18 protein-coding genes are annotated in these 22,908 nt (G+C 66.2%); 14 read left to right on the top strand and 4 right to left on the bottom strand.

What is annotated here, in order from left to right; translation table 11 throughout:
• The first annotated feature begins 3 nt into the window (after positions 1 to 3).
• The 7 genes from EAF64_RS10275 to EAF64_RS10245 all read left to right on the top strand — a co-directional run bounded on the left by EAF64_RS10275 (position 4) and on the right by EAF64_RS10245 (position 9,918).
• Positions 4 to 777 carry an SDR family NAD(P)-dependent oxidoreductase gene (locus tag EAF64_RS10275; protein ID WP_129068892.1) on the top strand — a complete coding sequence of 258 codons (774 nt, stop codon included), beginning with the start codon at positions 4 to 6 and terminating at the stop codon, positions 775 to 777.
• 120 nt (positions 778 to 897) lie between these two features.
• Positions 898 to 1,899, top strand: coding sequence for a TIGR04024 family LLM class F420-dependent oxidoreductase (locus tag EAF64_RS10270; protein ID WP_129068891.1), 1,002 nt, complete (start codon positions 898 to 900; stop codon positions 1,897 to 1,899).
• 249 nt (positions 1,900 to 2,148) lie between these two features.
• On the top strand, positions 2,149 to 3,165 hold the full coding sequence (locus EAF64_RS10265) for a TAXI family TRAP transporter solute-binding subunit (protein ID WP_129068890.1): 1,017 nt from the start codon (positions 2,149 to 2,151) through the stop codon (positions 3,163 to 3,165).
• A 45-nt stretch (positions 3,166 to 3,210) separates the two neighbouring features.
• Positions 3,211 to 5,589, top strand: a complete 2,379-nt coding sequence (locus EAF64_RS10260) for a TRAP transporter permease (protein WP_129068889.1) — start codon at positions 3,211 to 3,213, stop codon at positions 5,587 to 5,589.
• Positions 5,590 to 5,730: 141 nt separating this feature from the next.
• Complete coding sequence (locus EAF64_RS10255) at positions 5,731 to 7,176, top strand: hybrid sensor histidine kinase/response regulator (RefSeq protein WP_129068888.1); 1,446 nt, start codon at positions 5,731 to 5,733, stop codon at positions 7,174 to 7,176.
• A 112-nt stretch (positions 7,177 to 7,288) separates the two neighbouring features.
• Positions 7,289 to 8,101, top strand: a complete 813-nt coding sequence (locus tag EAF64_RS10250; RefSeq protein ID WP_129068887.1) for a hypothetical protein — start codon at positions 7,289 to 7,291, stop codon at positions 8,099 to 8,101.
• A 122-nt stretch (positions 8,102 to 8,223) separates the two neighbouring features.
• Positions 8,224 to 9,918 (top strand): thiamine pyrophosphate-binding protein, encoded by a 1,695-nt coding sequence (locus EAF64_RS10245; RefSeq protein WP_129068886.1) that lies wholly within the window; start codon positions 8,224 to 8,226, stop codon positions 9,916 to 9,918.
• Between the two features lie 217 nt (positions 9,919 to 10,135).
• Here EAF64_RS10245 and EAF64_RS10240 read toward each other — a convergent pair whose 3' ends face one another.
• Positions 10,136 to 11,566 carry an FAD-binding oxidoreductase gene (locus EAF64_RS10240; RefSeq protein WP_129068885.1) on the bottom strand — a complete coding sequence of 477 codons (1,431 nt, stop codon included), beginning with the start codon at positions 11,564 to 11,566 and terminating at the stop codon, positions 10,136 to 10,138.
• A 140-nt stretch (positions 11,567 to 11,706) separates the two neighbouring features.
• Here EAF64_RS10240 and EAF64_RS10235 point away from each other — a divergent pair, with 140 nt between their 5' ends.
• The 3 genes from EAF64_RS10235 (at position 11,707) to EAF64_RS10225 (ending at position 14,395) form a co-directional block, all read left to right on the top strand.
• Positions 11,707 to 12,579, top strand: coding sequence for a universal stress protein (locus tag EAF64_RS10235; RefSeq protein WP_129068884.1), 873 nt, complete (start codon positions 11,707 to 11,709; stop codon positions 12,577 to 12,579).
• An 82-nt stretch (positions 12,580 to 12,661) separates the two neighbouring features.
• A complete protein-coding gene (locus tag EAF64_RS10230; RefSeq protein ID WP_129068883.1) occupies positions 12,662 to 13,633 on the top strand; it encodes a quinone oxidoreductase family protein in 972 nt (323 codons plus the stop codon).
• A 63-nt stretch (positions 13,634 to 13,696) separates the two neighbouring features.
• Positions 13,697 to 14,395, top strand: a complete 699-nt coding sequence (locus EAF64_RS10225) for a hypothetical protein (protein WP_129068882.1) — start codon at positions 13,697 to 13,699, stop codon at positions 14,393 to 14,395.
• Between the two features lie 6 nt (positions 14,396 to 14,401).
• Here the strand turns inward: EAF64_RS10225 and EAF64_RS10220 are convergent, their stop codons facing one another.
• From EAF64_RS10220 to EAF64_RS10210, 3 genes are all read right to left on the bottom strand, one after another.
• Positions 14,402 to 15,088 carry a 6-hydroxymethylpterin diphosphokinase MptE-like protein gene (locus EAF64_RS10220; RefSeq protein ID WP_129068881.1) on the bottom strand — a complete coding sequence of 229 codons (687 nt, stop codon included), beginning with the start codon at positions 15,086 to 15,088 and terminating at the stop codon, positions 14,402 to 14,404.
• Positions 15,089 to 15,276: 188 nt separating this feature from the next.
• Positions 15,277 to 16,425 (bottom strand): dihydropteroate synthase, encoded by a 1,149-nt coding sequence (gene folP / locus EAF64_RS10215; protein ID WP_129068880.1) that lies wholly within the window; start codon positions 16,423 to 16,425, stop codon positions 15,277 to 15,279.
• Between the two features lie 56 nt (positions 16,426 to 16,481).
• Positions 16,482 to 18,284: a PAS domain S-box protein gene (locus tag EAF64_RS10210; protein WP_129068879.1), complete on the bottom strand. Its 1,803-nt coding sequence runs from the start codon at positions 18,282 to 18,284 to the stop codon at positions 16,482 to 16,484.
• A gap of 124 nt (positions 18,285 to 18,408) precedes the next feature.
• Between EAF64_RS10210 and EAF64_RS10205 the strand changes: the two genes are divergently transcribed.
• From EAF64_RS10205 to EAF64_RS10190, 4 genes are all read left to right on the top strand, one after another.
• On the top strand, positions 18,409 to 18,933 hold the full coding sequence (locus EAF64_RS10205) for a hypothetical protein (RefSeq protein WP_129068878.1): 525 nt from the start codon (positions 18,409 to 18,411) through the stop codon (positions 18,931 to 18,933).
• Positions 18,933 to 19,661, top strand: coding sequence for an RNA methyltransferase (locus EAF64_RS10200; RefSeq protein WP_129068877.1), 729 nt, complete (start codon positions 18,933 to 18,935; stop codon positions 19,659 to 19,661). The genes EAF64_RS10205 and EAF64_RS10200 overlap by 1 nt, the downstream gene beginning before the upstream one ends.
• Before the next feature lie 204 nt (positions 19,662 to 19,865).
• Positions 19,866 to 20,633, top strand: a complete 768-nt coding sequence (locus EAF64_RS10195) for a response regulator (protein WP_129068876.1) — start codon at positions 19,866 to 19,868, stop codon at positions 20,631 to 20,633.
• Positions 20,634 to 20,650: 17 nt separating this feature from the next.
• Positions 20,651 to 22,906, top strand: a complete 2,256-nt coding sequence (locus EAF64_RS10190; RefSeq protein ID WP_129068875.1) for a hybrid sensor histidine kinase/response regulator — start codon at positions 20,651 to 20,653, stop codon at positions 22,904 to 22,906.
• Positions 22,907 to 22,908: the final 2 nt, after the last annotated feature.

Below are 22,908 nucleotides of genomic sequence, written 5' to 3'. Positions count from 1 at the left end.
CCGATGAGAGAGCAGTTCGCAGTCGAGGATCAGACGGCGATCGTCACGGGTGCGTCCCAGGGGATCGGTCGGTCGATCGCCGAGCGGTTCGCCGACGACGGCGCCGACGTCGTGATCTGCTCGCGCGAGCAGGAGAAAGTGGACGAAGTCGCGGAGGGCATCAACGCCGAGGACGGTGGCGAGTGTCTCGCCATCGAGTGTGACGTGACCGAGCGCGACGCGGTCGACGCGCTGGTCGAGGCGACCGTCGAGGAGTTCGGCGGTGTGGACATCCTCGTCAACAACGCCGGGGCCTCCTTCATGGCCAACTTCGAGGGCATCAGCGAGAACGGCTGGAAGACTATCGTGGACATCAACCTCCACGGCACCTACCACTGCACGCAGGCCGCGGGCGAGGTCATGCGCGAGGGTGACGGCGGCGTGATCGTCAACTTCTCCAGCGTGGCGGGCAACCGCGGCGCACCCTTCATGAGCCACTACGCCGCGGCGAAAGCCGCCGTCTCGAACCTCACGTCGACGCTCGCGTTCGAGTGGGCCGACGACGGCGTCCGAGTGAACTGCATCGCGCCCGGTTTCGTCGCCACGCCCGGCGTCGAGAGTCAGATGGGCGTCAGCGCCGACAACATCGACCGCTCGGCGGTCGACCGACAGATCGGTCTCGAAGAGGAGATCGCCGACCTGACCCAGTTCCTCGCCAGCGATGCGTCCTCGTACATCACCGGCGAGACCATCACCGCGAAGGGCGTCCCGGACATCATGGAAGACCCGGACGTCTAACCTGCGACACCCCGCTCCGACTTTCGTCGTGCACGCACAGTCCACCGGGAGCCTCGCCTGGCGACCGAACGCCTGCCACGAGGCGGCAACTTATTTCCCGATCCCGGTCGGTGAGAGGGTATGGTACGTGACGTTTTCCTGCCGGTCGCGGCACAGCCCAGCGTGGACACCCTCGTCGAACAGGCCCAGACTGCGGAGGAACTGGGATACGACCGCGCGTGGCTCCCCGAGACCTGGGGCCGGGACGCGGTGACCACACTCACCAGCATCGCCCACGGCACCGAGGAGATCGGCATCGGCACCTCCATCATGCCGATCTACTCCCGGTCGGCCGCGCTCATCGGTCAGACCGCCGCCACGCTGCAGGAAGTCTCCGACGGCCGCTTCCGCCTCGGCCTCGGTCCCTCCGGCCCCATCGTCATCGAGAACTGGCACGGCAAGGACTTCGCCAACCCGCTGAAGTTCACCCGTGAAACTGTGGACGTCGTCAAACAGGTCCTCTCGGGCGAGCGAGTCAGCTACGACGGCGAGTACTACGACCTCGACGGGTTCCGGCTGCGCTGTGAGCCGCCCGAGCAGACGCCCCAGATCGACGCCGCCGGGATGGGGCCCAAATCCGTCGAACTCGCCGGCCGGTTCGCCGACGGCTGGCACGCCCTGATGCTCACGAAGGAGGGACTTCGGGACCGACTGGAGGACTTCGATCACGGCGCCGACCTCGGCGACCGCGACCGCAGCGAGCAGGAAGTCACCGTCTCGCTGACCTGCTGTGTCGACGAAGACCGTCAAAAAGCACGAGAACTTGTCAAATCTCATATATGCTTTTATATCGGTGGCATGGGTACTTTCTACCGGGACGCGCTGGCCCGCCAGGGGTATGAGGACCTAGCGCACAAAATTCACGACGAATGGGACGACGGCGACCGCGAAGAAATCGTCGCGGAGTTCCCGGAGGACCTGCTCGACGAACTCGCCGTGGCGGGGACGCCCGAGGAGTGTCGTGACCGCGTCGACGAATTCGAGGCGATCGATGGCGTCACCTCCGCGTCCGTATCCTTCCCCCGTGCGGCCGAACAGGCCGACATCCAGCGGACCATCGAGACGCTCGCACCCGATAACTGATAGGAACGGTGTCCCCGGACGAACGACACAGTTTCCAGCGAATCCCGCTCGGACGGTCGCCCTCGATATGTTTCCAGCAATCTAGGGCGTAACCATGGCGTGGTAGAGTGTGTGTAACACGGCCCACTGTTAAGACAACTATTTTTCAACTTTACACTTCTGTCATGGAAGGCTATATATGCAGTAAACGTTAATCCAGTTCCCATGCGTGGAAGATCCAGATTAGATACCGTTGATAGACGGTCGTTCATGAAGCGTTCGCTCGGTAGCGCAGGGCTCGTCGGTGCGGCCGGACTCGCCGGCTGTTTCGGAGACGAGGGCAGTGGCAGTAGCGAGGCGCCCGGTGCCGACGGCGAGATGGTCATGACGACCTCGACCCAGGACACCGCGGCCTACACGATGAGTACGGTCATCGCCAACGTCGTCAACCAGAACAACGACACGGTGAACGTCCAGGCCCAGCCTAGCGAGGGGACAAACGCCAACATCGGGCGGCTCAGCCAGGATCAGTCCGACATCGTCTACATCCAGAACTGGACGGCGAGCAAGATCGCCAACGAGGAAGAACCGTTCGGGAGCCTCGATTTCACTCCGTTCCAGGTGTTCCACCTGTACGACCTGGCGTGGTTCATGTGTTCGTCCAACGAGGGTTGGACGAGTGTGAGCGACATCGGCTCGGGCGATCGCATCTCGCCGACCCCGAGCGGATCGGGGACCGCGGAGATGCTCGAGTACGCGCTCAGCTTCGTCACCGAGGACTACGAACGCATCAGCATCGGCTACGGTGAACAGGGCAGTGCCATGAGCGAGGGTCGCCTGGACGCCGGGGCCGGGACCTTCGTCAACCTCGCCGTCGAGCCCAGCTGGCTCCAGCAGATGAAGAGTACGACGGACCTGCGCCTGCTCCAGTTCCCTGACAACGTCGTTTCCCAGCTCGAAGAGGATCCGTCGATCATCATGAGCGAGGTCGACACGACCCAGTTCGAGGGCTACGCGTACGCGCCCGATACACTCAACACGCCGGCGCTGGCGTACAACTTCGTCACCCGGGACGACTTCGACTACGACACGCTCTACACGTTCCTGGAGACGCTGTGGAGTCAGCGCGACGGCCTCGGCGACGAGAACGCCCTCCTCGGGACGATGGAGGAGGGATCGTTCTGGACGGAAAACGGCTACGACACGCTACCGTTCCACCCCGCTGCCGCCGACTTCTACAAGGAGAAAGGCGTCTGGAACGACAGCTACTCCGTCGGCGAACAGTAGCCACCAGCACCCCACGCTGTCGTAACCACTCTTTCCATATTCACGATGACCGATACCACATCAGAAACCGAGACCTGGTCGCCGCGCGAGGACCTCTCCGCCTTCCGCGAGCGGGGGATCGCCGAACAAGTACTGCTCACGCTGATCACGCTCATCGGCGTCGGCCTGACCGCCGTGACGCTGTACTTCGCCTGGGAGCGCCCTGTCGTCCGCGCGAAGTTCGCCATCGGCTTTTTCGGTGCCGGCACGGCCCTCTACTACCTCGCCCAGGCGCTGACCGTCGCCGAGGACCCGACCGACCGGAGTAGCGCGACGAAGCTGACGGCCTGGGTGCCCGACCGACCCTACCGTCTGGTCCGGATCGTCGACGGCTTCGTCTGTGTCGCGCTCGCGGTCGCTGGGGCCGCGACGAGCTACCACGTGTTCACCAACTACGCGCGTCTGGACGGCCCCGCTCTGATCTCGGGGTTTCAGAACGTCGACCTGTACGTCGGGCTGGTGATCGTCGTGCTGACCATCGACGCCACCCGACGGGCCTACGGCTGGTCCATCGCCCTCGTCGCGGTCGGCTCCGTGCTGTACGCGTTCTTCGGCGATCTGATGCCCGGGTTCCTCCAGCACCCCGGATTCTCGCTGGAGGGCATCGCGACCTACGGTGCGGTCCGGCTCTCCGGTGCGTTCGGGTTCATCATGGAGATCGGTGCCACCTGGGTCGCCATCTTCATCATGTTCGCCGGGCTCGCCCGCGAGTTCGGGGCACTGGACGTAATTTTGGGCCTCGGGAAGAAACTCGGTGAGAACCTGCGGAGTGGCGTCGTCCACGTCGCCGTCATCTCCAGCATGGCGATGGGGTCGATCACCGGGAGCGCGGCGGCCAACGCCGCGACCACCGGCTCCTTCACCATCCCGATGATGAAAGATCAGGGCGTTCGGAAGGACTTCGCCGCGGCCATCGAGAGCGTCGCCTCCTCCGGCGGACAGATCATGCCCCCGGTCATGGGCGTCGCCGCGTTCCTGATGGCCGACATCCTCGGTGTGGCCTACGTCCGGGTGATCCAGGCCGCCATCATCCCGGCACTCCTGTTTTACTTCTCGGTCGGCGTCGCCGTCCAGTTCGCCGTCCTGCGGTACGGCTGGACCACCGAGAACACGGACGGGCCCGGCATTCTGTCCTCACTCTTTAGCCGGGGTTCACTCCTGAAATCGCTGTACGCGCTGGTCGTCGTCGGCGCGTTCTACGTGGTCCGATTCGTCCTCGGCCTGGGCATCCTCCAGTCGGCCGCGGCCGCCATCGTCGCACTCCTCGTCACCCGCCTGCTGCAGGCCGTCGCCCTGCAGGGCCGGAACGGCAACAGTGTGGGCGAGGACTTCGCCGGTGCAATCGCCCGCTTCTTCGACGGCGCACACTTCGCCATCCCGATGTCCGTGCTGGTCTACACGCTGGTCGTCATGCAGCTCTCGCCGATGGCCGCGGGCCTGTACACGTCTCTGACGATGATCGGGACGATGGTCCTGGGCAACCCCATGGCGACGCTGGCCCGCAATCTCGGCGGGGTCACCGAGGGCGGTGAGTCCACCGATGCGACCGCTTCGGGCGTCTCCATCGGGACGGCCGTCGAACGGACGCTCTACACGCTCGTCGAGACGGTCTACACGACCCTCAAGGGTTTCCGCCGCGGCGCGATGGACATGGCCCCGCTGGTGGGCGTCCTCGCCGCGATGGGCGTCATCATCAGCATGCTCACCCAGACGGGGCTGACCTCCGAGATCAGTGTCCGGATGGTCGCGCTCGGCGGCGGCGTCCTGCTGGTCGTGTTGATCCTGGCGATGATCACGAGCATCCTGTTCGGCCTCGGGATGCCGACGCCCGCCGCGTACATCCTCGTGGCGACCCTGCTGGTGAGTCCGCTGGTGGAACTCGGCGTCACAGAGATCACGGCCCACCTGTTCGTGTTCTACTTCGCGATGCTGTCGGCGATCACGCCGCCGGTCGCAGTCGGCGTCGCCGTGGGGTCGCGGATCGCCAACAGCGGATTCATGATCTCGGCCAAGCAGTCGCTCCGGATCGGCGCGGCCGGCTTCCTGATCCCCTTCTCGCTCGTGGTGAACGACAGCCTCGTCAACTGGTCGCTGACTGGGACGCCCGTGTCGGCGTTCTGCGTGTTCGTCGGCGTCGTCGCACTCACCGCGGTCACCATCGGCTTCGACGGCCGACACGTCCTCGGAGCCACGCACCGCGCGGCCTACCTCCTGCTCGCGCTGACCGCGCTGTACGCGCCGGCACTGAACGTCTACATCGGAAGCGGTATGTCGACGATGCTCCAGCTCACTGCGGCCGCCATCGCGCTGGCGGGACTGACGCTCACACAGATGGATCGGCTACCCGGAGTAGTGACGCCCGCCAGGAGAGCGCGGGACCGCTGACCCCACGATCGCCCTCTCGGTCCCGAGCTCTCGGATTCGCAACACCAGGGACAGAGTGCCGTCCGTTCACAATGTGAACGCAATATCAGTCCTGAATACCGGAACGGAGCATACTTTGCGGGGTCCGCTGCAACTGAGACTATGCTCGCGTCGGATTCCCTCGATGTGCTGGTCGTCGACGACAGTGACTTCTTCGTGAGTGTCACTGCGGACAAGCTCGGCGACGAACACGGGATCGCGACGCGAACCGCCAACAGCGGTGCCGAGGCGTTGTCCGTCCTCGAAGAACACTCCGTCGACTGCGTGGTTAGCGACTACCAGATGCCCGAGATGAACGGGCTCGAACTGTACCGGCGGATCGACGACCAGTACGGGATTCCGTTCGTCATGGTGACCGGCGAGGGCGACGAGATGGTTGCCAGTCACGCCATGAGCGCGGGCGTCGACGAGTACTTCAAGAAAGACGAGATCGCGGCACAGGACCGACTTGAACTGCTCGCCAACCGGATCGGGAACGTCGTCGCACAGCGCCGGGCCCGCAACCGCTACGAGATGCTCGTCGACAACACGCCGGACGAGATCGTCCACGTCGACACCGACGGGACGATCGTCGCAGCCAACAGCGCGATGGCCACCTCCTTCGGCACCGACGAGTCCGACCTGATCGGGCAGCAACTCGGGCACGTGATCCCAGGAGACGTCGCACAGAGCCGTATCGAGGAGGGCAAGCGGGCCATCACGGCCGGGAGCGCCGTCACGTTCCAAGACGACATCGGCGTCCGGCACTTCCACAACATCGCCGTGCCGATCACGGAGGGTAGCGGCGGCGACTCCTTCCAGCTCATCTCGCGCGATATCACCCAGCAGAAACGCCGCGAACGGGAGCTGGCCGCCACCAACGAGGAACTGGCAGTCATCAACCGTCTCGTGCGTCACGACATCAACAACGACGTCCAGTTGCTCCTCAGCTGGGCCGAAGTCGCGAAGCAGTCCGCCGAGGGGCGACCCTGGGAGTACCTCGACCGGATCGAGGACGCATCTCAGCACATCTCGGAGTTGACGACTGTCGTCGGCGACATCGTCGACTCCATCGCTCACGGTGAAACGTTCGATCTGGAACCCACCTCCCTGAAGCCCGTCGTCACCACCGAGATCGAGAAGCGACGGACCGCCGACGACGCGACCATCTCCGTCGTCGGCGACGTACCCTCGGTCGACGTCTATGCCAACGAGTTGCTCCGGTCGGTCGTCGGCAACCTCCTGAGCAACGCCGTGCGCCACAACGACAGCGACGACCCGACCGTCTGGGTCACGGTCGAAGAGGCAGCCGACGACGTGATCCTCAGTGTCGCCGACGACGGCCCCGGCATCCCGGACGATCAGAAAGACGAGATCTTCGGGAAAGGCGAGATGGGCACCCAAAGTCCGGGCACCGGGATCGGGCTGTACCTCGTCAACCGCCTCGCCGAGGCGTACGGCGGCAGCGTCCGGGTCGAGGACCGTGCGAACACGAACATCCCGTCAGACGTCACGCCCGACGATACCGGTGCTGTGTTCAGTGTCCAGCTCCCGAAACACGCCGCCTAGCACGGACCGGAGACGACTCGTCGACGGTCGCGGCGTCCGTTCTAGAGGTCGAAATTGTTATGCTAGCGGAAAGATTAAAATTACACTTCGTTGAGAATAGTATCGTGGGGACATGAACCGGAGACAGTACCTTCAGGCGATCGGTATCGGCGTGGCAACGACTGGCGTTTCCGGCGTCGCGAGCGCCGGCACTTCGGATCTGGGCCTCTCGGACGGGCTGAACACGACTCTGACGACGACGGGGCAGACCAGCGACCTGGAGGAGCGTGCGGCGGTCGCCTGTGGCGGCGCGACGGGCGTCACCGGGACTATCGTGGCCTCGGACGGCTGTGAAGAGCCGGCGGTCGCGGACGTGAGCCTGACCGATGGCACGCTCCGACTGGTACTGGAGACCGTCGACGACACGGGGGGAGTGACGGTCTGCACGCAGGCCCTGGTCGGGCACGAGTACGTCGTGACCGTCGCCGGCTACGACGAGACGCCCGACGAGGTGGTCGTCGTCCACGACGGCACGGAAGTCACGAAGGAGTCCTGTGACGGTGGCGCGGGTGACGTGTTCGTGACGACCGGGGCCGGGAGTGAGATCGAGAACTCGGCGGACGCTATCTGTGGCGGCGTGCCCGTCGTCCGCGGGACGATCGTGGCGTCCGACGGTTGTAGCGTCCCGCGACTGGCCGACGTGTCCGGATCCGACGGGACCGTCCGCTTCGAGGCGGTGACCGAACGGCCCGACGACGCCGACGTCTGTACTCGGAAGATCGTCAGCCACGATTACCTCGCTGCGGCACCGGACCTCGCCGACGCGCCCGAGGAGATCGTCGTCGTCCACGACGGCGAGACCGTGACGGAGCGGACCTGTCTCACCGGGGACGGGGACGACGGCGGGAGTGGGGGCCCCTTCGATCGGCTGCCCGGTGGCGCGTAGATCGCGGACGCGGCGGCCGGGGTAACAAATTTTCCGAGTGGTCGCCGCTGAAAGCCGCTGGGAACCCCTCAGGCCTGGTGTGTAACTATTTTAGGGGTGCCCGCCGGAGACACAGTATCTCCATGACAGGCTACACGGGTTCGGATCTGTTCGTCGACGCGCTGGAGCAGTACGGCGTCGAACACGTCTTCGGCAACCCCGGCACGACGGAGCTACCGGTCCTCGACGCGATCAGTCGGAGCGACCTCGAATACGTCCTCGGACTGCACGAGGACATCGCGGTCGGGATGGCCTCGGGCTACGCCAGCACGCGCCGCTACCACGCCCACCACGACGAGAGTGTGATGCCGGCCGGCGTCGTCAACCTCCACATCACGCCCGGCCTGGCCCACGGCGTGGGCAACACCTACGCCGCCCAGTTCGCGGGCACGCCACTGGTCATCACTGCCGGCAACCACGAGCGGGACTTCCGCCACGAGGAACCCCTGCTCCACGGCGATCTGGAGGCGATGGTCGACCAGTTCACCAAGTGGTCCGACGAAGTGCTGGACGTGACGGCCCTGCCGACGATGCTCCGTCGGGCGTTCCGCGTCGCCCTGACGCCACCGACGGGGCCGGTCTTCCTCGGGCTCCCCCAGGACGTGATGCTCTCGGAGACGGACCCGGAGGCCATCGAGCCGCTGGGGCAGATCCCGAACGCTGGACCGGGCGACGCCGGGCAGATCGAACGAGCGGCCGACCTGCTCGCCGAGGCCGACGACCCCGTCCTCATCCTGGGCGATCACGTCGCCCGGTCGGGAGCCGACGCCGTCGACGCGGCCGTCGACCTCGCAGAGGCCTCCGGCGCGCGTGTCCACGCCGAGATCCTCTCCTGTGAGGTGAACTTCCCCGGCGACCACCCGCAGTGGATCTCCCACATCCCGCCCAACGAGGGCGTGGCGAGCATGCTCATGGACACCGACACGCTCGTGCTCGTCGGCACGTCCACCCACACGACCCTGCTGAACCACGAGAACGCGTTGGTCGACAGCGACACCACCTGCATCCACATCTCCGACGACGCCTGGGAGGTCGGGAAGAACCAGCCCGCACAGGCCGCCGTCGTCGGCGACCCCGGCCTCGTGATGGACCAGCTGGCCGAGCGCCTCGAGGACCGGATTGACACCGCGGAACGCCAGCGCCGGATCGACAGCGTCGAGACCACGAAGCAGGCTCTCGCCAGCACCATCCAGTCGATGAGCGAGGACGAGACGCCCGAGGGCGAGACCCGTGCCTCAAAGGCCGACCTCGTCGACGCGCTCAAAGCGACCGCGCCGGACGCCTACGTCGTCGACGAGGGCGTGACATCGAAGTATCCGCTCCTGATCCGCTGGGAGATGGAGGCCGAACAGATGATCTCGAACAAGGGTGGCGGCCTCGGCTACGGCCTCCCCGCATCCGTCGGCGCGGCGCTGGCCGAGTCGATGACCGAAGACCCCCGCGACGTGGTGGGCTACATCGGTGACGGCTCGTACCTCTACTATCCGCACTCGATCTACACCGCGGTGCGCCACGACCTCGACCTCACCGTGGTCATCCCGGACAACCGCAACTACCGCATCCTGAAGGACAACACCATCTCCATCTTCGGCGGCGACGACGAGGACCACGACTACGTCGGCATGGACTTCGAGCCGCCGGTCGATCTCGTGAAAAACGCCGAGAGCCACGGCGCGCGGGGACACCGCGTCGAGACGCCCGACGAGATCGCCGACACCTTCGCCGACGCGCTGGAGCGAGAGGGGACGGACGTGCTGGACGTGTTCGTCCACGACTGATCGGAGGCTGTTCGAGCAACCGTCGTTTTCGGCCCGCAGCTGCTCGCCTCGTGCCGTTTCAGGGACACCGTTTTCCTCCTCGGGTCGCCCTGGGCGATCGCTCGCCGAAAAACGTCTCCAGAGATCGTAGATCTCTGACGGGCTCGCGGGAGCGGCGCTCCCGCGAACGTGGGCGAAAGAGCCGGCCGATCCCTGCGGTCGCGTCCGGGTGCTCGGCTCAGTCGTCGGTCGGCTCGGCCTGCACCCGCTCGCCCTGTGCCGTCTCGGGGAATATCTTCCCCGGATTCAGCGTGTCCTTTGGGTCGAGCGCACGTTTGAGCGCCCGCATCGCCTCGACGCTCTCCTCGCCGTGTTCCTGTACGAGGTACTTGCGTTTCCCGCGGCCGACGCCGTGCTCGCCGGTGCAGGTGCCCCCCATCTCGATGGCGCGTTCGACGATGTCTGTGTAGACCTCTTCGCCGGTCGCGATGGTCTCGGGGTCGTCCAGATTCACCAGCACGGAGTAGTGGACGTTCCCGTCGCCGGCGTGGCCGAAGCAGGGGACGACGATGTCGTCTTCCGCGCCCCGATCCTTGGCGTAGCGGATGATCTCCGGGAGCTTGCTGATCGGGACGGTGATGTCGCCGGGGTGGAGCGGCTGGAGGTCGGGCTCCCACATCTGGATCGCGAAGGCGAGCTCGGCGCGAGCCTTCCAGAGCTGGTCCATCTCCTCCGCATCGGCCATCTCGAACCGCTCGACGTCGTGGCCCTCGAAGATCGACCGGCAGTAGTCGATCTCCTCGTCGATGCCGTGGTTGGCGTGGAACTCCAGGAAGACCATCGGGTCCGGCGGGAGGTCGGCGTCGCCGTCCGCGTAGTCCGCGGCGATCTCGGCGCTCACGTCGTCGACGAGTTCGATCTTGGCCACGTCCACGCCCGACTGGACGGCGTCCATCACGGCCTCGGCGGCGTCGTCGAGCGTCGGGAAGATGGCCCGCCCGCCCCAGATCTGCTGGGGCCGCCCCTCCAGTTCCAGGGTCGCCCGCGTCACGACGCCGAGGGTCCCCTCGCTGCCGATCAGGAGTTCCTTCAGGTTGTAGCCGCTGGAGGTCTTGACGGCCTTCGAGCCGGCCTCGATCACGGAGCCGTCGGCCAGGACGACCTCCAGTTCGAGCACCCAGTCGGCGATCTCACCGTACTTGACCGTCTGCATCCCGCTGGCGTCGTTGGCGATCATGCCGCCGATGGTGGAGATGTCGCCCGACGAGGGGAGTGGCGGGAAAAAGAGTCCGTGTGTGGCGGCTTCCTCGTCGATCACGTCCCCCATCACACCCGGTTGCACGTCGATCTGGAAGTCGTCGGGCCGGACCTCCAGCACGTCGTTCATGCGCGTCATGTCCAGGCTGACACCCTCGAACTCGGGCACCGGATTCCCCTCCAGGCTGGTGCCCGCCGCGTAGGGTGTCACCGGCACGCCCCGCTCGTCGGCGGCCGACAGGACCGCGGACACCTCCTCTGTGGACTCCGGCCAGACGACCGCGTCGGGCTTGACACCCGTGCCCGCCCCGTCGGAGGCCCAGTCCCCGGCGTGGTTGTCCCGGTCCGAGTCCCCGAACGACACCTGCTCGTCGGGCAGTACGTCCGTCAGAAACGAACAGTCGTGTGGCATTGTTGTACACCCACGCGCCGGACGGCTTAAATCCACGCCGTACACGGCCGGCCGGTCTGTCGCTCCGGTGGGCACGTCGGGAGCGCCTGATCGTCGCGTCCGACCTGCTCTTTTACTGTCCGCGTCTGAAATCCGTACGTATGTACGACCGGATCCTGCTGCCGACGGACGGGAGCGAGGAGGCGACGGCGGTCAGCGACGTGGCGTTCGATATCGCTGCGACCCACGACGGGTCGGTCCACGTGATCAACGTCGCCGACACGACCCGGGACAGCGTGACGAACGTCCGCGGACAGATCGTGGACGCCCTCGTGGAGGAGGGTGAACGGATCGTCGACGCTGTCGAGGAACGGGCGCGGGACCGGGGCGTGACCGTGCGGACGGCGGTCCTGCAGGGGGCCCCGTCACCGACGATCGTCGATTACGCGTCGGCGTCCGATATCGACCTCGTCGTCATGCCGACGCGGGGGCGACGCGGGCTGGAACGGGTTCTCCTCGGGAGCGTCACCGAACGGGTGATCTCGTCGGCTCCGGTGCCGGTGCTCGTCTGTAACCCCGGCTCGGAGTTCGCGTTCGCCTACCCGCCCGAGCGCGTCCTGGTTCCGATCGACGGGAGTGATGCGGCCGACCGAGCGCTGTCGGCGGGGATCGACGCCGCTACCGCAACCGGCGCGACGCTGCACCTCCTCACCGTCGCCGAGACCGCGTCGCTCGGTCCCGACGTGCGGTCGGCCAGCACGACGGAGCGACTCTCCGAGGCGGCCGAAGAAACGCTCGAGGACGCCCGTAGCCGTGTGGAGGCCGCCGGCATCGACTCGCTCGTGACCGCCGTCCAGCAGGGGCAACCGTACCGGGAGATCCGTTCGTACATCGACGACGAGGACATCGACCAGGTCGTTCTGGGCACCGGCGAGGAGTCCGACTTCGGCCGTTTTCTCTGGGGCGGTGTCACGTCGAAACTCGTCCGATCGTCACCGATCCCGGTCCTGATGGCCCCGACTCGTGACGGATAAGTCCCGACGGGACAACTCTCCACATCGGCAAAGTTCCCCCAGACCGGGGGAATTTACATAGGGGGGTTTCCATTGTAAGCTCATGAAGGTAGCTGAGGTAACAGAGTTCGGCGGCAACGAGAACATCGAGATCAACGAGCGGGAGAAACCCGAGCCAGGATCGGGCGAGGTCCGGATCGAGGTGAAGGCCGCTGGGATCAACTTCGCGGACATCATGCAGCGCCGCGGGCACTACCAGGGCGGTCCCGATCCGGCGTACGTCCCCGGGATGGAAGTCGCGGGCGTCGTCGACGCGGTGGGCGAAGGCGTCGGCCGCGAGGTCGGCGACGAGGTGATGGGCTTCGTCGAGGAGGGCGGCTACGCCGAGTACGCCCTCGCAAACGCCGCCGGCTTGTTCGACCTCCCCGAGGACATGTCCTACGAGGAGGGCGCTGGCTTCCCGGTCCAGTTTCTGACCGCCCACAACTGCCTGTTCGAGTGGGGCGACATGACCGAGGGCGAGCAGGTGCTGATCCACGCCGCGGCGGGCGGGGTCGGGACCGCCGCCGTCCAGTTGGCCAGCAACGCCGGCGCGGAAGTGTTCGGGACCGCCAGCACCGAGGAGAAACTCGACCTCGCCGAAGACCTGGGCTGTGACCACCCGATCCAGTACACCGAAGAGGACTTCGTCGAGCACGTGAACGACATCACCGACGGCGACGGCGTCGACCTCGTGCTGGACGGTATCGGCTCGGAGACGACCACCGAGAGCCTGAAGGCGCTGACCCACTTCGGCCGGATGGTCTCCTTCGGCGCGGCGTCGGGCGAACCGGGCCAGCCCAACACCGCCGACCTCCTGTTCAACAACCACACCGTCATCGGCTACCACCTCGGGCAGGCGATGTACCGCGACCCCGGTCGCGTGTTCCAGGCCGTCCCGAAGCTGACGGGTCAGCTCGAATCGGGCGACCTCGACGTGATCGTCGGGACGAGCTTCGATCTCGAAGACGCCGCCGAGGCCCACCAGTACATCGAGGACCGCAAGTCCAGCGGCAAGGTCGTCCTGACGCCCTGAGCCGCGCTCCTCCGCCTCGAAGCGACCAGTACCATTAGGGAGCGGCAGTCCATAGCCGGGATGATGACCCGCGAGGCTGTCAGAGCCGGGTTCGAGGAGTTCGTCGGTGACATCGTCGACACAGCCTACGAGGAGTTCGACGTGGTCGCCGTGTTGCGTGGCGAATCGGGCGCCAGCGGCCGGTTGCTCAACAAACTCCTCAAGAACAGCCGCCGCCTCGACCAGCGCGTCGTCCGCCCCGAGTTGCGCGACTATCGCCGCCGGGTCCTCGAGCAGTTCGAACCCGTTCTGGACTACGCCGCCGACGCCGACGGCGACTTCGAGGACTACCGTGATCGGGTCCGCGACACGGATGTGTACCTCGCCAACCTCCGGCCGAGCATCCGCGGCGACCGGCGACGGACCATCGAGCAAGCGCAACTCGACAGACAGCGCCGCCTGGCCGAGGCCGCACGGCCGCTGGTCGAGTCACCGGAGTCCGACTTCTGGGCCGCTGCCGTCGACTCGCTCGACCGTGACCACGCACGGGACCTCGTCCAGACGCACTTCACCTTCACCGATCCGCTCCGCGAGGACCCCGACGCGTACGTCTTCGAGACCGAGGTCGATCCGGGCGACGTCCTCGGCGGGCCACTGGCCGGCCGACTCCCCTCGGTCACCGTCGAGTACACCGACGAGGTGATGCGGGTGCTGGAACGGGCCGAAACTACCGTCGTCGAGCGAGCGCTGTCCGAACTCGACCGCCGGTTCGACCGCGACTGACTCCCCTCACTCGTCCGTCCAGGACCGCGTGAGTGTGTCTCGCCGCCCGTCGAGCACGTCGAACCGCTCGTCTCGGCGCTGTTCCAGCCAGGAGAGCAACCGTTCGGCCCAGGCCAGTTTCTGCCGTTTTTCGGCCCCTACGTCCGGGTCGTCGAAGTCCCAGCCGACGAACACCAGTTCGGCCGCACCGAAGTGGTCCGCGAGGAACGCCGCCCGGTCCCCGTCGGTGAACCCACCGAAGTTCTCGACCGGCCCCGCAGGCTCGGCCTGCGTCGTCGGGAGCACCTGCTCGCCATCGAACGTCGGGACCAGATCGCGGACGGCCGCGACGTTGTCGCCGTGAGCGTGGGCTGCGACCGGGACGCCCTGCTCGGTCAGTTCCCGGGCCGTCTCGGGGTTCTTGTCGAGATCGGTGACCATGCAGTCGACGTCGACGCCGGCGTCCCGGAGGGTGTCGGCGGCCGTCGACGCGGCGAGCACGGCGTCGGCCTCGGCCGCTCCGCCGGTCTCGGTCGCCAGTGACGGCCCGGCCCCGGCGATGGCGACTCGCTGGTCCCGGAAATCCAACCGCGCCGTGTCGAAGGGGTCGACCAGTCCGGCGAGCACGTCGCGGGCGTGTTCGTCACCGCCCCGACCGTAGCCGAAGTCCGTGAGGATGGCGTCGTATGCGGGTTCCCAGGTGTGAAAGTTCATGCTACTCGCTCACCGGGTTGGTGCTATATAAATCGAGGTGAGCCGAAGTGGCACAACCTGGTACCCCTACCCGGGTGCCCTTTCGGCCTTCACCCCCCTGTTCTTGCGCATTTGGCATAAGTTTTCTCTTCGTCAGGCAGTCCGGTCGGCCGTCGTACGGCGGCTGGCGTGGAACGGTTAAGCAGGGCTTACGCTCCGGGTAGCCCGTCCGTAATGGACGACACGACCGACGCGAGTGGGTCCTCGTCGACCCCCGTGGCCAACCGCCGGAGGGCACCGACCGTCCCGAACAGGAGCACGGTCGCAGTACCGTCGTCGCCCGCCCCACCCTCGACGGCCGTGACGCCGTAGGTGCCGGCCGCCTCGCGGAGTGACTGGGTGGCGGCCTCGTCGAGCCCCGATACCTCGAACACCCGGACGACGGCGTCGTCGGCGTAGGCACCGTCGACGCCCAGTCGGTCGAGGTGGCGGCCGACTTCGCCCGCCGTGGTCACGTCCAGTTCCTCGACTTCGGGCGTCCGGACCCGTTCGCGGGTGAAGGCGTCGCCGACCAGCGCGGCGTCGCGAGTCTCCCGTACGTCGTGTGTCCGGATCACGTGTGCGCCGCGCTCGACGGCCATCGCGGTGGCCGCGAGGCTCACGGGGAGGGCCTCCTCGGTCGTGCGGCCGGCGATCTCCCGGAGGAAGTTCTTCCGGTTGATCGAGACCAGCAGGGGGTAGCCGTAGCCGCGGAACTCCCGGAGTCGGTCGAAAGTCTCGCGGTCGTCCTCGATCGTCTTGTCCTCGCTCCAGCCGCCGAAGGCGGGGTCGAGGATCGTCTTGTCCGTGAACCCGTTCAGCTCCAGGGCGTCGTAGATGTCGTCCACGTCCTCGACGGCCCCGGGGCGTTCCAGATCCGGCGGGCTGGCCATCTTCCCGACGGCCACGTCGTAGTCGGCACAGACCTCTGCCATCTTCGGGTCGGCGAACCCGCAGATGTCGTTGACCATGTCGAACCCGCGGTCGAGCGCCGCCTCCGCGACCTCGTGGTAGCGGGTCTCGATGGAGAAGACGGCGTCGCCGGAGACGCTCTGGATGGTCTCGACCGCCGTATCGAGACGCTCGAGCTCCTGTTCGGCGGTCAGTACGTCGAACTTCTTGTTGGCCGACTCCAGGCCAACGTCGACGATGTCGGCCCCCTCGCCGATGAGTTCCGCGTCGACGTACTCGGCAGCTTCTCCGGGGTCGTCGTAGACGCTGGGGTCGTACGGCGACTCGCTGGAGACGTTCAGCACACCCATGATGCGGGGCGGATAGTCGTCACCGATGCCCAGTCCGGCTGCGTCGACGTTGCGCATACCTTCCCCAAGGAATCCAGGCGCTAAAGCGACGTGATTCGTTCCGGGACCGGAGGTCAGGCCCGATCCCGTCGTTCGACACCCGTGATCTCGAACCGTGCGCCCCCCTCGGTGCCGTCCGTGACCTGAACGTCCCACCCGTGAGCGGTGACGATCTCCTCGACGATGTTGAGGCCGAACCCGGTCCCGTCGTCGTCGGTCGTGTAGCCGTGCTCGAAGACGGCCTCGCGTTCGGCCGGCGGGATACCGGGCCCGTCGTCTTCGACGTAGAACCCGTCGGAGAGCGTGCCGACCCGGATCGTCACGTCCCGGCCGCCGTGCTCGATGGCGTTTCGGAAGAGGTTCTCGAACAGTTGCTGGATACGGCTGGTGTCGACCGAGAGCGTCCGGTCGGTGTCGACGATCAGGTCGGCGTCGCCCGTCTCGACGGTCTCCCAGCAGCTCTCGACGAGCGGCGCGACGTCGACTGGCTTCCTGTCCTCGACCTGTTCGCCGTGGCGGGCGATTGCGAGGACGTCCTCGATCAGTTCCTCCATACGGACGAGCTGTTCGTCCACGACGTCGAGGTGCTCGGAGTCGTACTCCCCGCGGACGAGTTCGAGTCGCGACTGGGCGACGTTGAGCGGGTTGCGCAGGTCGTGGGTGACGATACTGGCGAACTGTTCGAGTTGCTCGTTTTTCCGCTTCAGTTCGCGCTCGCGGCGGCGGCGGTCCGTGACGTCCGTGAGGATGCCGTCGATGTACACCTGGCCGTCGGCTTCGGTTCGGATCGCCGTGAGCGTCACGTCGATTGGCTCCCCCGAGAGCGTTCGCTGTTCGACCTCGAACTCGGTGACGTGCCCGTTCTCGCGAAGTTCGGCCCTGAACGCCTCCCTGTCGCCGCTGTCGGCGTAGAAGCTAGCCACGCTCTCCTCCAGCAGTTCGCTCTTCGAGTAAGCGTCGTATATCGACACGAGCGTGGAGTTCACCTCGACGAACTCGCCGCCCGCTTCGGCCGTCGTCCGGTAGACGCCAACGGGGAGATTCCCGATGATGTTCTCGTAGCGCTGGAGACGCTGCTGGTACGCTTTCCGCTGGGTCACGTCGGTGTTGATCGCGACGAACCCGTCGATGGTGCCGGCCCGATCTTCGATGGGCGCGACCGTCTGCTCTGCGACGTAGTTCTGTCCGTCTCGCCGCTGGTTGATGACCTCACCCTTCCAGACTTCCCCCGAGAGGATCGTGTTCCAGAGGCCAGCGTAGAACTCCCGGCTGTGCTCGCCGGATTTGAGGATGCTCGGATCGGACCCGATAGCGGCCGGCCGCGAGTACCCCGTCGACGCCTCGAAGGCTGGATTGACGTACTCGATGGTCCCGTCCGTATCGGTGATGTAGACGGCGTGTCCAGCCTGTTCGACCGCCTGTCTGAACGGATCCGGCGTCGCCGCGAGCACCCGCTCCGTCCGCCCCCGTCGCTCGCTCGGTGGCTCACGTGGGGACCGCACGACGATCTCGCGGACCCGTTTCGCGACCGTCGCCGCCGGCTCCGGTTCGGCGTCGACGAGGACGTACTCCGTCGCGTCGTCCTCGATCAGTTCCGGGATCAGGTCCGTCCGGTCCCCTCGAACCAGAACGACGAACGGGAGCCCCGGCGCCACGTCCCGTGCCGATTCTCGAACGTCGACGGCGCCGCCATCGGCGCAGTCGGCCTCGAGGACGACACACGCGAACGGTTTCGCCGAGAGCCTGTCCAGCGCACCGCCGACAGTGCCGACCCGGACGACGTCCAGCGCGGGAGCCTCGGATTCGCCGGAGGGGACGGCCGAAAACCCGTCGCCGGTCCCGACCTGCAGTACCCTGTAGGGCGATTCTTCGGGCATAAATCGCTAGGTGGTTGTTCGAGGTTCGGGCCTGGGGTTGGAAATATACACCGGCCCGATATCAGCTTCCGAGAATCGTGTTCGAGTCGCGCGCTTTTTGGTCGGCAAACGAGTACACTCGCCTATGGGCAAGGTCAACATCGGGCTGCGCGGCTGGCGGTTCGACGAGGCGGAAGTGTTCGACGAGGACGGCGACCTCGTGCCGCTGGGGACGATGGACCCCGAAACGCGCGACCGCATCGTCCGGCTCTCGACGATGATGGGCGAGCCGTGTGACGCCTGCTACCTGATCCACGGCGACGAGAACATCCAGGAGTGCAACGTCGCCCGCATCGTCTACGGCGAACCGCTCGGGGAAGTCCTGCTCTGTCCCGAGCACGAGGCCGACTTCCTCTACTGGTTCCGCGAGGCAGGTGGCAAGGAGTACGCCGGCGAGACGGAGATGGAAGACGCCTTCTACGCCTGGTTCGACGACGGCGGCCGTGCCCCGGACGGGTACGCCGGCATCGACCACGTCGACACCGACGCCGACGACGTCCCCGTCCCGGACCCGGCGGAGGAACTCCCCACCCTCGAAGAGGAACTGGAGAAACTCGACGACGAGACACTCGACGACCTGGGCGTCGACCTCGGCGACCTCGATCTCTGATGGTGTCCGTCGCCGTCGTCGACGCGACCGAACCCGGGAACGTCGGCACCATCGCCCGCTCGATGAAGAACTTCGGCCTCTCGGACCTCCTCCTCGTTGACCCGCCCGAACTCGACCCCGAGGGCGAGGCCTACGGCTTCGCCGGCCAGGCCCGCGAGGACGTGCTTCCCGAGGCCCGCGAACTCACCTTCGAGGAACTCGTCGCCGAGTTCCACACCGTCGGCTGTACCGCCGTCACCAACGAGGACGCCACCAAACACGTCCGCTATCCCTTCCAGACGCCCGCCGAACTGGCCGACGACCTCGCCCGCATCGAGTCCGAGACGGCCGTCGTCTTCGGCCGCGAGCGCGTCGGCCTCACCAACGACGAGTTGGCCCGGATGGATCAGGTCTGTTCGATCCCCGCCAGCGCCGAGTACCCAGTGCTGAACCTCGGTCAGGCCGCGACCGTGGTGCTGTACGAGTTGCGTGATCTGACGGTCGACGAGACACAGCACCCCGACGAGCGCCACGAACGCGCCGATCAGCAGGCGGTCGAAGGCCTGCACGAGCAGTTTTCGGACTTCCTCGACGACATCGGGCATCCGGAGGAGAAACGGCCCAAAGCACGCCGGCTCTGTCGACGGTTCGTCGGTCGCGCCCACCCCACGGGCCGGGAAGCCCGGACGCTCCGCGGCATCTTCCGGCGAGCAGGCCAGCGCATCGAGCGGGCCGAACGAGAGGACTGAGGTCCCTGTCGGCGAGTCGACGACGGTGTGACCCGAGTGGGGATCTCGATCCGCCGGTCCGAACCCCGGCCGGTCCGAACGGAACACTCGCACCTGCACACCGGTGTGTGTCAGGTACGCATCCGCGATCAAATCACTCTATATGTACCAATATGGAAATATTAGTTATTGGCTCAGGGAACAGATCCGTTCGAAGATAGTCGAATGACCGGAAATTCTGAAGCTGAAGCTGGACGTACGACTGGTATTCCGAGTGATACGCTGTTCGGAATTCTCTCGAACCCGACGCGGCGGACAGTGTTGTTTCATCTCCGACAGCACCGCGTGGCGACGCTGGACGAACTCGACGAGATCGTTCACGAAGTGTTGGTGACCGACGGCGACAGCGAGCGCGTCCGCACGGCCCTGCACCACGTCCACCTCCCGAAACTCGAAGCACAGGGGCTGGTGAGATACGACGTCGGCGAGGGGACCGTCGAGGGACTGGCCCTCGGTGAGGGGGTCGGCGAGTGGCTCGACCTGGCGGTGCGCCGGGAGATTCAGCTCGAAGCCACAGTCGACCGACGTCGGGGGGACGACGAGATGATCCGCGTCCTGCTCGTAGACGACGAACCGGGACTCCCCGAGACCATCGCCGGGTCCGTCGAGCGGACCAACGCCGACATGACGGTGACGACGGCGACGAGCGCGCTCGAAGCGGTGACCGCGCTCGAATCGGAGCCATTCGATTGCATCGTCAGCGACTACCAGATGCCGGCGATCAGCGGCCTCGACTTCCTGAAAGCCGTTCGCGAACGTGACGCGACGATCCCGTTCATCGTGTTCACCGCGAAGGGTAGCGAGCAGACCGCGAGCACGGCGATCGCGACCGGCGTCACGGACTACGTCCGGAAGGGGACTGGACAAGAGCAGTACGAACGACTGGCCTCGCGCGTCCGTGCGGCCGTCGACCGGACGACAGACAGCGACTGATCCATCTCCAGCCAGCGATGAGAGACACTGCCACAGGAACCGGGACCGACGCCGCTACTGCGGGGTGGGGGATCAACGTGCTCTGTGTCGACGACGAACCCGACGTGCTGGAGTTGACCGCCTCGTTTCTGGAGCGCGAGAACGAGCGCATTGCCACGACGACGACCACGAGCGCGTCGGACGCGCTCGGCAAACTCGGTCGCGAGCCCGTCGACTGTGTCGTCAGTGACTATCAGATGCCCCAGATGGACGGATTGACCTTCCTCGACCGGGTCCGATCCGAGTACGACGACCTCCCGTTCGTGCTGTTCACCGGCAAAGGCAGCGAGGAGATCGCCAGCCAGGCCATCTCACGGGGCGTCACGGACTACCTCCAGAAGAAAGCCGGCGCCGAGCAGTACGCCGTTCTCGCCAACTGCGTCGAGAACGCCGCCACCCGACACAGGGCCCAGAGTCGCCTCGAGAGCTTTCTCCACTCGGCACCCTACGGAATCGTCATCAGTGACGTCGCAGGCCGAATCCACCAGGTCAACCGCCACCTGCAAAACCAGTTCGGGTACGATCGTGACGAGTTGCTCGGCGAGCCGATCGAACGGTTGCTCCCGGAGCGGTACCACGAGGACCACGTCGCCTCCCGCGAGGCCTACGTCGAGGACCCCGACCGCCGCCCGATGGGTGCCGAGCACGACCTGTGGGGCCGCCGGCAGGACGGCACCGAGTTCCCCGTCGAGATCACGCTCTGTCCGATCGACCTGGACAGCGGCCTGGAGATCGTCGCCTCGATCCACGACGTGAGTGCCCAGCGAGTGCGCGACGATCGGCTCGAACTCGCCGAAACGCTGTTCGAGAACACACAGGACGCGCTGTTCGTGATCGACGTCGACGAAGCCGACGACGAGTTCCGGCTCCAGCGGGTCAACCCGGTGTACGAAACCAACACTGGCCTCTCCAGCGACCACCTCTGTGGACGGCGCTTGCGCGACGTATTCGGCGACGAGGTGGGCGGAGAGATACTCGACCACTACCGCGAGTGCGTCGCTCGACGGGAGCCGATCGAGTACGTCGAGTGGGTCTCCGTCCCCGAGATGGGACCATACTGGGAGACGCGCATCGCACCGGTCATCATCGACGGCACCGTCGAGCAACTGGTCGGCGCGACACGCAACGTCACGGCCCAACGGGAACGAGAAATCCGGTACGACGCCATCTTCAACCAGACCTACCAGTTTACGGGTCTGATGGACACGGACGGGAGGCTCCTCGAAGCCAACGAGACCGCACTGGAGTTCGGCGACCTCGACCGCGATAGCGTCGTCGAGAAACCGATCTGGGAGACCATGTGGTTCCGCGACGGTGACGTGTCGGCAGAGACTCTCCGGGACCTCGTCGAACGAGCGAGCGCCGGCGAGTTCGTTCGCGCCGAACTCGAGGTCGCCGGCGCCGACGGCCCAGCCACCATCGACTTCTCGATCAAACCGATCACCGACGAGACTGGCGAGGTCGTCCTCCTGTTGCCCGAGGGGAGAGACATCACAGAGCGCAAGCGTCGCGAGCGGGAGCTGAAACGTCAGAACGCGCGACTCGACGAGTTCGCCGCGGTCGTGAGCCACGACCTGCGAAATCCGCTGAACGTGGCGATCGGCTCGCTGGAACTCGGCCGCCGGAGTGGCGATCCAGTGGATTTCGACCGCGTCGAGATGGCACACGGTCGCATGAATGCGCTCATCAGTGACCTCCTCGAGCTCGCACGGAACGGGAAACGCGTCGAGGAGACGACTACCATCCACCTCGGCACGGTCCTCGAATCCGTCTGGGGGGCCGTCCACACCGAACGGGCGACGCTCGAATCGGCCGTCGGTGACTTCCAGGTGGAGGCCGACAACCACCGTCTTAGCCAACTCCTCCAGAATCTGCTCGCGAACGCCGTCCAGCACGGCTCGACGAGCCCACCGTCGCGGACGGCGGAGGATGCTACCGCTCCCGATGCAGCCGACGTGGCCGACGAAACTCCGGACGCCACCGTCCGTGTCGGCGTCCTCGAAACGGACGCCGGCTTCTACGTCGCCGACGACGGTCCAGGCATTCCCACCGAGGAGCGGTCGGCTGTGTTCGAGCACGGATACTCGACGAGCAGCCGCGGGACTGGATTCGGGCTCTCCATCGTCAGGAGCATCGCCGAGGCTCACGGCTGGACCGTCCGGGTCCGTGACAGCGCGACCGGCGGTGCACGGTTCGAAGTCGTCGTGGACCCGAACGGGTCCACAGAGGCGTAGCG

The organism is Halorientalis pallida, assembly GCF_004118325.1.
GTDB classification, from domain to species: Archaea; Halobacteriota; Halobacteria; order Halobacteriales; family Haloarculaceae; genus Halorientalis; species Halorientalis pallida.
Note: the sequence above shows the minus strand (reverse complement) of the source record. Positions and strands in the feature narration are given on the sequence as shown.

Coding starts and splice junctions, on each gene's coding strand:
- EAF64_RS10220 (WP_129068881.1), bottom strand. CDS start 15,088: ATGAACTTTCACACCTGGGAACCCGCATACGACGCCATCCTCACGGAC.
- EAF64_RS10265 (WP_129068890.1), top strand. CDS start 2,149: ATGAAGCGTTCGCTCGGTAGCGCAGGGCTCGTCGGTGCGGCCGGACTC.
- EAF64_RS10230 (WP_129068883.1), top strand. CDS start 12,662: ATGAAGGTAGCTGAGGTAACAGAGTTCGGCGGCAACGAGAACATCGAG.
- EAF64_RS10235 (WP_129068884.1), top strand. CDS start 11,707: ATGTACGACCGGATCCTGCTGCCGACGGACGGGAGCGAGGAGGCGACG.
- EAF64_RS10210 (WP_129068879.1), bottom strand. CDS start 18,284: ATGCCCGAAGAATCGCCCTACAGGGTACTGCAGGTCGGGACCGGCGAC.
- EAF64_RS10190 (WP_129068875.1), top strand. CDS start 20,651: ATGAGAGACACTGCCACAGGAACCGGGACCGACGCCGCTACTGCGGGG.
- EAF64_RS10200 (WP_129068877.1), top strand. CDS start 18,933: ATGGTGTCCGTCGCCGTCGTCGACGCGACCGAACCCGGGAACGTCGGC.
- EAF64_RS10225 (WP_129068882.1), top strand. CDS start 13,697: ATGACCCGCGAGGCTGTCAGAGCCGGGTTCGAGGAGTTCGTCGGTGAC.
- EAF64_RS10255 (WP_129068888.1), top strand. CDS start 5,731: ATGCTCGCGTCGGATTCCCTCGATGTGCTGGTCGTCGACGACAGTGAC.
- EAF64_RS10240 (WP_129068885.1), bottom strand. CDS start 11,566: ATGCCACACGACTGTTCGTTTCTGACGGACGTACTGCCCGACGAGCAG.
- EAF64_RS10245 (WP_129068886.1), top strand. CDS start 8,224: ATGACAGGCTACACGGGTTCGGATCTGTTCGTCGACGCGCTGGAGCAG.
- EAF64_RS10270 (WP_129068891.1), top strand. CDS start 898: ATGGTACGTGACGTTTTCCTGCCGGTCGCGGCACAGCCCAGCGTGGAC.
- EAF64_RS10195 (WP_129068876.1), top strand. CDS start 19,866: ATGACCGGAAATTCTGAAGCTGAAGCTGGACGTACGACTGGTATTCCG.
- folP (WP_129068880.1), bottom strand. CDS start 16,425: ATGCGCAACGTCGACGCAGCCGGACTGGGCATCGGTGACGACTATCCG.
- EAF64_RS10205 (WP_129068878.1), top strand. CDS start 18,409: ATGGGCAAGGTCAACATCGGGCTGCGCGGCTGGCGGTTCGACGAGGCG.
- EAF64_RS10250 (WP_129068887.1), top strand. CDS start 7,289: ATGAACCGGAGACAGTACCTTCAGGCGATCGGTATCGGCGTGGCAACG.
- EAF64_RS10260 (WP_129068889.1), top strand. CDS start 3,211: ATGACCGATACCACATCAGAAACCGAGACCTGGTCGCCGCGCGAGGAC.
- EAF64_RS10275 (WP_129068892.1), top strand. CDS start 4: ATGAGAGAGCAGTTCGCAGTCGAGGATCAGACGGCGATCGTCACGGGT.